General features: G+C 59.6%; 9 protein-coding genes. 5 read left to right on the forward strand and 4 right to left on the reverse strand.

What is annotated here, in order from left to right:
* Nucleotides 1–848 precede the first annotated feature (848 nt).
* Together HB376_RS32170 and galU are read left to right on the forward strand one after the other, a co-directional pair.
* Nucleotides 849–3,731: a valine--tRNA ligase gene (locus HB376_RS32170; protein WP_213767703.1), complete on the forward strand. Its 2,883-nt coding sequence runs from the start codon at nucleotides 849–851 to the stop codon at nucleotides 3,729–3,731.
* 219 nt (nucleotides 3,732–3,950) lie between these two features.
* Nucleotides 3,951–4,832 (forward strand): UTP--glucose-1-phosphate uridylyltransferase GalU, encoded by an 882-nt coding sequence (gene galU / locus HB376_RS32175; RefSeq protein ID WP_213767704.1) that lies wholly within the window; start codon nucleotides 3,951–3,953, stop codon nucleotides 4,830–4,832.
* Between the two features lie 100 nt (nucleotides 4,833–4,932).
* Here the strand turns inward: galU and HB376_RS32180 are convergent, their stop codons facing one another.
* The 4 genes from HB376_RS32180 to HB376_RS32195 all read right to left on the reverse strand — a co-directional run bounded on the left by HB376_RS32180 (nucleotide 4,933) and on the right by HB376_RS32195 (nucleotide 8,127).
* Nucleotides 4,933–5,160, reverse strand: a complete 228-nt coding sequence (locus HB376_RS32180; protein WP_062084604.1) for a sulfurtransferase TusA family protein — start codon at nucleotides 5,158–5,160, stop codon at nucleotides 4,933–4,935.
* A gap of 66 nt (nucleotides 5,161–5,226) precedes the next feature.
* Nucleotides 5,227–6,246 carry a Gfo/Idh/MocA family oxidoreductase gene (locus HB376_RS32185; protein ID WP_213767705.1) on the reverse strand — a complete coding sequence of 340 codons (1,020 nt, stop codon included), beginning with the start codon at nucleotides 6,244–6,246 and terminating at the stop codon, nucleotides 5,227–5,229.
* Nucleotides 6,243–7,241 (reverse strand): inositol 2-dehydrogenase, encoded by a 999-nt coding sequence (gene iolG, locus HB376_RS32190; protein WP_213767706.1) that lies wholly within the window; start codon nucleotides 7,239–7,241, stop codon nucleotides 6,243–6,245. Before iolG ends, HB376_RS32185 begins: the two co-directional genes overlap by 4 nt.
* Nucleotides 7,231–8,127 carry a MurR/RpiR family transcriptional regulator gene (locus HB376_RS32195; RefSeq protein ID WP_213767707.1) on the reverse strand — a complete coding sequence of 299 codons (897 nt, stop codon included), beginning with the start codon at nucleotides 8,125–8,127 and terminating at the stop codon, nucleotides 7,231–7,233. The genes iolG and HB376_RS32195 overlap by 11 nt, the downstream gene beginning before the upstream one ends.
* A 212-nt stretch (nucleotides 8,128–8,339) precedes the next feature.
* On the opposite strand from HB376_RS32195, the gene HB376_RS32200 reads away from it, so the two are divergent.
* The 3 genes from HB376_RS32200 (at nucleotide 8,340) to HB376_RS32210 (ending at nucleotide 11,602) form a co-directional block, all read left to right on the forward strand.
* Entirely contained in the window at nucleotides 8,340–9,392 is a 1,053-nt protein-coding gene (locus HB376_RS32200) for a sugar ABC transporter substrate-binding protein (protein ID WP_213767708.1), read from the forward strand.
* Nucleotides 9,393–9,570: 178 nt separating this feature from the next.
* On the forward strand, nucleotides 9,571–10,752 hold the full coding sequence (locus HB376_RS32205) for an ABC transporter permease (RefSeq protein ID WP_213767758.1): 1,182 nt from the start codon (nucleotides 9,571–9,573) through the stop codon (nucleotides 10,750–10,752).
* 31 nt (nucleotides 10,753–10,783) lie between these two features.
* Nucleotides 10,784–11,602 carry an ATP-binding cassette domain-containing protein gene (locus tag HB376_RS32210; RefSeq protein WP_213767709.1) on the forward strand — a complete coding sequence of 273 codons (819 nt, stop codon included), beginning with the start codon at nucleotides 10,784–10,786 and terminating at the stop codon, nucleotides 11,600–11,602.
* The last annotated feature ends 17 nt before the right edge of the window (nucleotides 11,603–11,619 follow it).

The raw sequence follows: 11,619 nt of genomic DNA on the forward strand, positions 1-11,619 counted from the left end.
GGAGGATGTGTGAACCCCTCTTTCTCCGAACACCGATACCCACACGCTTCGCCACCAGTGATTGAACCTGCCCAAGGGGCACCCCGCGCTATCCGCGGACAACCGCCCTCCAAATGTGTACGCACCTCGAACCACGCCGCCAACCTACCGGGTAATAAAGCTCCAAAATATGTACGGCCGTAACCGACGAAAATAACCGTGTAAGCACGCATCCAACTTACCAAAAACTGAAGCACTAAACACGCATCGAGTTGCTAGACATCAAGCTGTGATCCACGAATATGGCCGCATGAACCGGGCTGCGAACCCATCAAAAAACACGGCCGGCAGAACGCGTGAGGCCGTGCGGATTCCTTGGCAACTGGTGCTTGCCCGAGAGCGTACGGGGCGAAGCGTGTTCATGTCAGGATTCGCGAGAAGGAGGGTTTCAAACATCCGTCGCTCTGGCGAGCACCGTGCTTTTGGGGCACCTATGAATAGAAACTGCACGCTGTGGACACTTAGGGTAGCGCGGTTGGAAAGCGTTTTCTTTGCTTCGTTTCTTTGTCGCTTTGGACAAAGAAATGACGTGCCGCCACGCACAGTGGCTAATAGTGATAAAGAGAATATCCGACTCTCGCAGACCACTAGCACTGAAAGCAGCAACCCGGCATTGACCCCGACCACGAACCCCAGAACCGACCACCCCGACCGCCCCCCCCCAAAACCTGGCAACCGGGCACTCGCCCCCCCCGCCCACCCCCACCCCTGACATCCTCCCAAACCCAAGTGCCAACGCCACCCCTCCGACGCCTTATAATTCCCCCGACCCCCGCTTCTTTTACGCATTTTTCGGCAGATTCCACCCCATGAGTGACAACACGAGTGACAACACGCTTGCGAAGAGTTTCGAGCCCCAGAACATCGAGTCCCATTGGGGCCCGGAATGGGAAAAGCGCGGCTACGCTGCGCCGACCCTGATCGAAGGTAAAAAAGATTTTTCGATCCAACTCCCGCCGCCGAACGTCACCGGCACGCTGCACATGGGTCACGCGTTCAACCAGACCATCATGGACAGCCTCACCCGCTACCACCGCATGCTCGGCGAAAACACGCTGTGGCTGCCCGGAACGGATCACGCGGGAATCGCCACGCAAATCGTCGTTGAACGGCAACTCGATGCACAAGGCGTATCGCGTCATGATCTCGGCCGCGAAGAATTCCTGAAACGCGTCTGGGAATGGAAGCAGAAATCCGGCTCGACCATCACGGGCCAGGTGCGCCGCCTGGGCGCATCCATCGACTGGTCGCGCGAATATTTCACAATGGACGACAAAATGTCGCCCGTTGTCATCGATGTGTTCGTCACGCTGTTCAAACAAGGCCTGATCTATCGCGGCAAACGGCTGGTGAACTGGGACCCGGTGCTGGGTACCGCCGTCTCGGACCTGGAAGTCGCCAGCGAAGAAGAAGCCGGCAGCCTCTGGCATATCCAGTATCCGTTGCCGGACGGCTCCGGCCACGTGACGGTCGCCACCACGCGCCCGGAAACCATGCTCGGCGACACCGCCGTGATGGTCCACCCGGAAGACGAGCGTTACGCGCACCTGATCGGCAAGACGGTCATGCTGCCGTTATCGAATCGGGAAATTCCGGTGATCGCGGACGATTACGTGGATCGCGAATTCGGCACCGGCGTGGTCAAGGTCACGCCCGCGCACGACTTCAACGACTATCAAGTCGGCCTGCGCCACAAGTTGCCGATGATCGAGATCCTCACGCTCGACGCAAAAATCAACGACAACGCGCCGGAAAAGTATCGCGGCATGGACCGCTTCGTCGCACGCAAGCAGGTCGTGGCCGACCTGGAAGCGCTCGGCCTGCTGGAATCCGTCAAACCTCACGCGCTGATGGTGCCGCGCGGCGACCGTACGGGCGTCGTGATCGAGCCCATGCTCACTGACCAATGGTTCGTCGCCATGAGCAAGCCGGCGCCGGAAGGCACGTTCCATCCGGGCAAATCGATCGCTGAAACGGCGCTCGACGTCGTGCGAAACGGTGAAATCAAGTTCGTCCCGGAAAACTGGTCGACAACCTATTACCAGTGGCTCGAAAACATTCAGGACTGGTGCATCTCGCGCCAACTCTGGTGGGGCCACCAAATCCCGGCCTGGTACGGCGACAACGGCGAAATCTTCGTGGCGAAGACCGAAGAAGAAGCGCGCGCGGAAGCCACGGAAAAAGGCTACACCGGCGCCCTCAAACGCGACGACGATGTGCTCGACACCTGGTTTTCATCGGCGCTCGTACCGTTTTCCTCGCTCGGCTGGCCCAACGAGACGCCCGAACTCAAGCACTTCCTGCCTTCCTCCGTGCTCGTGACGGGTTTCGACATCATCTTCTTCTGGGTTGCCCGGATGGTGATGATGACCACGCATTTCACCGGCAAGGTCCCTTTCGACACGGTCTACGTCCACGGTCTCGTGCGCGACGCGGAAGGCCAGAAGATGTCGAAGAGCAAGGGCAATACGCTCGACCCGATCGATATCGTCGATGGCATCGACCTGGAAACGCTCGTCTCCAAGCGAATTACCGGCCTGATGAACCCGAAGCAAGCCGAGAAAATCGAGAAAAAGACCCGCAAGGAATTCCCCGATGGGATCCAGCCGTTCGGCACGGACGCGCTGCGTTTCACCATGGCGTCCATGGCGACGCTCGGTCGCAATGTGAATTTTGATCTGGCAAGGTGCGAGGGATATCGCAATTTTTGCAATAAATTGTGGAATGCGACTCGCTTTGTGCTGATGAATACCGAAGGCCACGACTGTGGTTTCGGCAAGCCCGAGGAATGCGAGGCAGGCGATTGCGGACCGGGTGGATACCTCCACTTCTCCCAGGCGGACTTCTGGATCGTGTCGCTTTTGCAGCGCGTGGAAGCCGAAGTGGAAAAGGGTTTCGCCGATTACCGTTTCGACAACGTGGCGAGCGCAATCTACAAATTCGTCTGGGACGAGTATTGCGACTGGTATCTGGAACTGGCCAAGGTACAGATCCAGACCGGCGCGCCCGAGCAGCAACGCGCCACCCGCCGCACCCTCCTTCGCGTGCTGGAAACGGTGCTGCGCCTGGCACATCCGGTGATCCCGTTCATCACGGAAGCCTTGTGGCAGAAGGTTGCACCGCTGACGGACCTGTATCCACAAGCCGCACAAGGCGGGGAAACCGCGTCTATCATGGTTCAGCCTTACCCGGTCGCGCAGCCGTCTAAAATTGATGAGTCTTCTGAACAGTGGGCAGCCGAACTGAAGGCCATTATCGATTCATGTCGTAATCTGCGCGGCGAGATGAACCTGTCGCCGGCGGTCAAGGTGCCACTGCTGGCAACAGGTGACGAAGCGCGGCTCAAGTCGTTTGCCCCTTATGTCCAGGCGCTGGCGCGTTTGTCGGAGGTAAAGATCATTGCCGACGAATCCGCGCTCGACGCAGAGGCAAGTGGCGCGCCAGTTGCTATCGTAGGAACGAACAAGCTGGTGTTGAAGGTCGAAATCGACGTTGCGGCGGAACGCGAACGGCTCACGAAGGAAGTGGATCGGCTGACGCAGGAAATCGCGAAGGCCCGTGTGAAGCTGGAAAACGAAAGTTTCGTGGCGCGCGCGCCGGCCGCAGTGGTCGAGCAGGAGCGCAAGCGGCTGGCGGAATTCGAATCGACTTCTGATAAGTTGAAAGCGCAATTGTCACGGCTTCCGGCGTAGGTAGGGCCTCGGCGGCCTTAGCCGGTCAAGCGCGGCCGGCTAAGCGCTGAAAACAACCGATTGCTTGTTCCGCCTTATAGCAAAGTGCGTATTCATGCTTGAAGAATTAATCTCGCCGCACTTTTTTATCAACGCATCAACCTGCATCATGGCATCTGCTTCCATGCCCAACGTTTCAGGCTTGACGTTTAAACACGATACGAGGATCAGGGTCATCAAATGCTAAAAGTTACGAAAGCGGTTTTCCCGGTTGCGGGTCTCGGTACCCGATTCCTCCCCGCGACCAAGGCCAGCCCGAAGGAAATGCTGCCCGTTGTCGACAAACCGCTGATCCAGTACGCGGTCGAAGAGGCCATGGCGGCCGGCATCACGGAAATGATCTTCGTGACGGGCCGCAGCAAGCGCGCGATCGAGGATCACTTCGACAAGTCGTATGAGATCGAAGCCGAACTCGAAGCACGCGGCAAGCAAAAGCTGCTCGATCTCGTGCGCAGCATCAAACCGAGCCACGTGGATTGTTTCTATGTGCGTCAGGCCGAAGCGCTCGGTCTGGGCCACGCCGTGCTGTGCGCCGAAAAGCTGGTGGGCGACAACCCGTTTGCCGTGATTCTCGCGGACGACTTGTTGTACGGCACGCCGCCGGTGATGACGCAGATGATCGAAGTGTTCGATCACTATCACAGCTCGGTGATCGGCGTGGAGGAGATCCCCGCTCAGGATTCCAAATCGTATGGTGTGATCGACGGGAAAGAGTGGGAAGACAATATCTTCAAGCTGTCGGGCATTGTGGAAAAGCCGGAACCTGAAGTTGCGCCTTCGAATCTGGGCGTGGTCGGGCGGTATGTGCTCAAGCCGCGCATCTTCGATCACATCCGTGCATTGAAGCCGGGCGCCGGCGGCGAGCTGCAACTGACGGACGCAATCCAGTCATTGCTCGCTGACGAACAAGTGCTGGCGTACAAGTATCACGGCACGCGTTTCGATTGCGGCAGCAAGCTCGGTTATTTGAAAGCAACGGTGGAATTCGCGCTGCGCCATCCGGAAGTGGCCAAGGACTTTCAGGAATACCTGAACACGCGTTCGCCGCATTTGGTCGGCTAAGCGCTAACGCCTAAGCCGTAAGTTGCCGGCACGCGGTTTGCGGCCGTAAAAAAATGCCCATGACTAAAATCATGGGCATTTTTTATTGGCCTTCAGTCGATCAGCGGCGTCGCATGAGGAAGGTGAACACCTTGTCGTGCGACGTCGATTCGACCAGTTCGTTGCCGGTCTGCTTCGAAAACGCGGCAAAGTCGCGTTGCGAACCCGGATCGGTCGCCAGCACTTTCAATATCTGACCGCTCTGCATATCGGCCAGCGCCTTCTTCGCCCGCAGGATGGGCAACGGGCACGTAAGCCCGCGCGCATCGACTTCCTTGTGCACTTCCATCGAATTGAGCCTTGTTCGAACCCGCTTATTGATCCCGCTAATGAGAGTTCGATTTTACCCCACTGCCTAAAAATTCACCGCCTGGCCTTTAGCCAGAGACTCCCGCATCGCAATCCCAATGCGCGTGGCCTCTCGCGCATCGTCAAGCGTCAGGCCCGTCGCGGGGCCTCCGCTCAGCGACGCCACGAACACCTCCGCTTCGTTCAGGAACGCTTGCTCGAAGCGCTCGAAGAAGGTCGGCGTGCATTCGTTGCGAATACCGCCGGCATCGTAGATTTCCACGCGATTCGCCCGCGGATTGTGTCCCACCGACAGCGCCCCACCCGTCCCGATCACTTCCGTCTGGGTATCGTGACCGTGGGCGCTGGTCCGCGATGCCTGGAACACCGCCAGCCGGCCGCCCTCGAATTCGCAGATGGAGACACCGTTGTCGATATCGCCGCATTCGGCCAGCCCTTCGTGGATCGCGATCGTGCCGCTGGCGAACACGCGTGTAACGCGCGGGTTACCCAGCATCCAGCGCGCGAGGTCGATGTCATGGACACTGCAATCGAGGAACAAACCGCCCGATGTCGGCGCGAAACGGACGAAAAAACCATCGGGATCGTTCTTGTCGATAGTCTGCGAACGGACCATGAACGGCCGGCCGATCGCGCCTTGGCTGATCTTGTTGAAAGCGTCGCGATAACTGGCATCGAAACGGCGCACGAAACCGATCATCACCTGAAGATGCGGAACGCGCGCGCTTTCTTCAATCACGCGATCACATTGCGCCAGGTCCAGCGACAACGGTTTTTCGCAGAACACATGCTTGCCCGCGCGCAACGCAGCGATGATCTGGTCAGCGTGCAGCGAAGTCGGCGTGACCAGCCAGACGGCGTCAAGCGATGCGTCTTTCAGCATCGATCCGTAGTCGTCGTAGAGCGTGAGTTCAGGCAGGTTGGCCGCCGCCCATTCGCGTTCCGCCGCGACCGGACTGCACGCCGCCGCGAGCGTTGCGCCCGGCACGTGCCACGCAAGGTTACGTGCGTGGCGCTGGCCTAGCCGCCCTAAGCCGACAATCCCTATCCGCACCGGCGTTTTCATGCCGCCCCCAGCTTGATGATCGTGCCTTCACGCCAGGACCGCGTGGCAGCTTCTGCAAGTTCCAATGCCTTCAGACCGTCCGCGACCGTCGTGCGAACCGGCTTGCCTTCCTGCACGGCATCGAAGAAATGGGCGATTTCCAGTGCGTACGCCGCGCGATAACGCTCCAGGAAAAACGCTTCCGGCACATCGCTCGAAACCGCGGTCTTTGAATAGGCCGTGACTTCAGTCGGGCGCACATTGCCGGCTTGCAACATGCCTTGGCTGCCGAGCAGTTCGAAACGCTGGTCGTAGCCGTAGGCCGCGCGCCGCGTCGTGTTGATCTGGCACAAGCGGCCGCGTTTGGTGCGAATCGTCACAGCCGTCGAATCGATATCACCCGCCTCCGCAATCGCCGAATCCGTCAGACAGCTTCCGGTTGCGTGCAGCGTGTCGGCTTCGTCGTCGAGCATCCAGCGGAAGATATCGAAGTCATGGATCAGCATGTCTTTGAAAATGCCGCCCGAATGCTTGATGTATTCCACCGGCGGCGCGCCCGGATCGCGGCTCGTGATCACCAGCATTTCCGGATCCCCGATCTCACCCGCCTCCACGCGCGCCTTCAACGCGGAAAAAGTCGGATCGAAGCGGCGCTGGAAACCGACCATGCACACCACGCCGGCTTTCGCGACGGCATCGGCACAAGCGCGTGCGCGTTCGAGCGTCAAGTCCACCGGCTTTTCGCAGAACACATGCTTCTTCTGCGCCGCCGATTTCAGGATCAGGTCGGCGTGCGTGTCCGTGCTCGAACACACGACGGTCGCGCCTATCGATGCGTCCCCAAGCGCGCCCTCCACATCGGCCACTTGCGCGCCGTGAAGCGCGGCCAATGCGGCAGCGGCTTCCTTATTTACGTCCACCACGTACTTCAGGCGCACACCCGGCTGCTTCGCCAGGTTCGCCGCGTGGATCTTGCCGATCCGCCCTGCTCCGAACACCGCCACATCAATCGTCATAGCCGCCTGTCTCCCTTGATTCTTCTACGTTCAGTTCAAGCCGGTACGCAAGCGCGATAAACAGCGCCTGGCACAGGCAGATCGTGCTCGTGAGCGAACGGAACGCGAACGCGCTGCCTTCCTTCACGAACAAATGCGCGCTCGCGTGACGCGCGAGCGGCGAAAGCTGGCCATCGGTAATCACGAGCGTCTTGGCGCCGTGATGCTGCGCCGCGCGCACGCAGTACTGCGTCTCCTTGCCATAAGGCGCGAAGCTGATTGCGACCACCACGTCGCCCTTCTTCACGCTGCGGATCTGCTCCCGATACATCCCGCCGAAACCGGACACCAGATGCACGCGTTTGGCCGTGTGCTGCAGCGCGTAGACGATATAACTCGCCACCGGAAACGAGCGCCGCACGCCGACCACGTAAATGTTCTCGGCCTGTTCCAGCATCTTCACCGCGGCTTCGAACTGGACGTCGTCGAGACCCGCTTCGAGTTCCTCCAATCCGCTGCGGCTCGCCGCGATAAATTCGCGCGCCACCGATCCGCCCGACAACTTGCCCGGCTTTTCATCGATGAGTTTCCTGATGCGCTGCTGATAGCTCTGCGCGGAACCGTTCTGGCCCGTGTAGGCCTGCTTGAAGATGGCCTGGAGGTCGGAGAAGCCCGAGAAGCCGAAGCGCTGCGCGAAGCGCACGACAGCCGATGGATGCACGCCGCACGCGCTGGCAATGTCGCCGGTGCGATCCATCATCACGTTGCTGCGATGCTGTTCAATATACGTTGCCACGCTTTTTAGCTGGCGCGGCAACGCGTCGTACGCCTCGGTGATCCGCAGCATCAGTTCGTCGACTGTGAGCGTCTCGGTCGTCTCTTGGGGATCTTGCGTGTCTTCCTGCATGCCGCGCTCATGGTGTGTTCTGTATTCGATGCAACCGATTATAGATACCTGATCGAACAAATGGAATTTATTTTCCAAACGATGCATAGTTAAACTTCCTATTGCAGAGCGACGAAACTTGTCCTAACCTTGGTCGTGAGCACAGGGCGATAAGCGCCGTATCCCAGACGCCGGGTGCTCGTTCAGAACAACAACCGAGATAGGTGGAGACAATGAGACTTTGCAATGGCCGAGCCGCGCTGCGCGTGCTCGCGGCTGCCGCTGCGTTGTGCGGCGCAGCAGCACTGAGCAGTCAGGCAGCGCACGCCGCTCCCGACGCCCATTTCGTTTTGATCAGCCACGCGCCGGATTCGGATTCGTGGTGGAACACGATCAAGAACGCCATCAAACAGGCGGACGAGGACTTCAATGTCCAGACGGATTACCGCAACCCGCCGAACGGCGATATTGCCGACATGGCGCGGCTGATCGAGCAAGCTGCGGCACGCAACTATGACGGCGTGATCGTCAGCATTGCCGACTTCGACGTGCTGAAGGGTTCGATCGCCAAGGTCACGGCGAAGCACATCCCGCTCATCACGATCAATTCCGGTACCGAGGAGCAAAGTGCCCAGCTCGGCGCGATCATGCACGTGGGTCAGCCTGAATACGTAGCCGGTAAAGCAGCGGGCGAGAAGGCGAAGGCGGCGGGCATCAAGTCGTTCCTATGCGTGAACCACTACGCGACCAATCCGGCTTCGTTCGAACGCTGCCGGGGTTTCGCCGATGCGATTGGCGTCGACTTCAAGTCCTCCACGCTGGACGCAGGCCAGGACCCGACCACGGTGCAATCCAAGGTGAGTGCGTATTTGCGTAATCACCCGGATACCCAGGCCGTGCTCGCACTCGGCCCGTTGTCGGCGGACCCGACCATCAAGGCGCTCAAGCAGATGGGCGTGGCGGGCAAGCTCTGGTTCGCAACCTTCGACTTCGATAGCGATATTGCGAAGGCAATCCAGGATGGCACGATCCAGTTCGCCATCGACCAGCAACCCTACTTGCAGGGTTATATCCCGGTCGCGGTACTGGCTATCGTGAAGAAGGAACATACGACCGACCCGGTCAAGATTCGCCAGATCCTTGAAGCGAATCCGAAGTTCCAGGCGCGGCTTAGCACCTACGGGCTCGCTCCGTCCTATGGGCCACGCAATATCGGCTCAGGGCCGGGCTTTATCAGCAAGGAAAATGTCGACAAGGTGCTGAAGTACGCAGGTCAGTACAGATGAACCCGATGGCGGCGCGGTTAGTTTGACCTCAAGCGTGTTGCAAACCGCGCCGCCATCTTCGAAAACACTTTCAAGCATTCATCACGTCATCCGCATTATTGAACCGTATCGCTCGCGCATCAGCATGTTCGCCCCGTGAACCAACGCCGCATCGCGAATGAAAGACGAAGGAGACATCATGGGCGTAGCCGGAAAACCTATTCTCTCGGGACATCGCAAGCCGTCTGACGGCGTCGCGACATCGAGCTCATCCACCGTCACCGCAGCGGCCTCGGCCGACGAGCGTATCCGCCGCGAATCCCGTTTCGGGCACATCCTGAATCGTCCGGAATTCGCCGCGATCTCGGGCGCCGTACTGGTCTTTGTCGTGTTCGGGATCGCTGCCGGCGGCTCGGGCATGTTCAATCTTGACGGCATCATGAACTGGTCGCAGGTGTCCGCTTACCTGGGCATCCTCGCCGTCGGCGCCTGCCTGCTGATGATTGCCGGCGAGTTCGACCTCTCGATCGGCTCCATGATCGGCTTTGCCGGGATGATGGTCGCCATTCCCACCGTCTATTTCCACTGGCCGATCTGGCTTGCGATCATTTTCGCCTTCGCGGGCTGCATGCTGCTCGGCGCGCTGAACGGCTATATCGTCATGCGCACGCGGCTGCCGTCGTTCATCGTCACGCTGGCCTTCCTGTTCATCCTGCGCGGCCTGACGCTCGCTCTATCGATCATGTTCGCCGACCGGACGATCGTTTCCGGCGTAGGCGACATTGCCGCGAAAGACTGGCTTGCCAATACCCTTTTCCATGGCGTCGCCCTCCGCGATTTATTCGTGTGGCTCGGGCACGTAGGAATCCTGAAGATGCTCGACAACGGCCAGCCGCTCGTACCGGGTATTCCGAAAGTGATCATCTGGTGGGTCGTGCTCGCCGCCATTGGCGCGTTCGTGCTCGCGAAGACCCGTTTCGGCAACTGGATTTTCGCGGCCGGCGGCGACGCGGTGGCGGCCAAGAATGTCGGCGTGCCGGTGCGGCGCGTGAAGATCTCGCTCTTTGTGCTGACCGCATTCTGTGCGTGCCTGTTTGCTGTGCTGCAGGTGTGCGACATCGGTTCGGCTGCGGCAGACCGGGGCCTCGAAAAGGAATTCGAGGCGATCATTGCCGCCGTGATTGGCGGGACCTTGCTCACCGGCGGCTATGGCTCGGTAATCGGTGCGTGTTTCGGCGCGCTCATCTTCGGCGTGGTCCAGATCGGCATTGGCTACACCAGCGTGCCCTCTGACTGGTTCCGCGTGTTCCTCGGCATGATGCTGCTGATCGCCGTGCTGTTCAATCACTACGTGCGCCGCCGCGTGTCACAGGCTCAATGAGCAGCCTCAATAAGGTCAAGGAGAAGAAACCATGTCCGATCCCATCCAGAGCGCACCGCCCGCGCCCGAAGACACCATCCTCGCGCTGGAAAACGTCAGCAAGTTTTTCGGCAAGGTGATCGCGCTGAACGGCGTCACGCTACGCCTCAAACGCGGCGAAGTGCATTGCCTGCTCGGCGACAACGGCGCCGGCAAATCGACCCTGATCAAGACGCTGGCGGGCGTCCATACGCCCTCCTCCGGCGAGTATCTCGTCGATGGCAAACCGGTCCGCTTCGGCTCACCAAAAGAAGCGCTCGATCTGGGTATTGCAACGGTCTATCAGGATCTCGCGCTAGTGCCGCTGTTGTCGGTGGCGCGTAATTTCTTCATGGGACGCGAGCCGCAGAAAAAACGCTTCGGCTTTATCAACGTGATGGACCTGGATCTGGCCGCAGAAACATCGCGCGCGCGGCTCTCCGAAATGGGCATCAACGTGCGGGACGCGCATCAACCCATTGGCACGATGTCCGGCGGCGAAAAACAATGTCTCGCTATCGCACGGGCGATCCACTTCGGCGCGCGCGTCCTGATCCTCGATGAACCCACTGCAGCGCTCGGCGTGAAGCAAAGCTTTAACGTGCTGAAGCTGATTCACACGGCGCGCGCGAAAGGCATCTCCGTGATCTTCATCACGCACAACGTACACCACGCGTATCCCATCGGTGATTCGTTCACGCTGCTCAATCGCGGCAAGTCGATGGGTACGTTTACGAAAGACACGATCACCAAAAACGAAGTACTCGACATGATGGCGGGCGGCGCCGAAATGCAGGAAATGATGAACGAACTCGAGGGCGCGCCGGCTTGAGCCGCCACGCGCCGCCG

It is taken from the genome of Caballeronia sp. dw_19, from assembly GCF_018449515.1.
Lineage (GTDB): Bacteria > Pseudomonadota > Gammaproteobacteria > Burkholderiales > Burkholderiaceae > Caballeronia.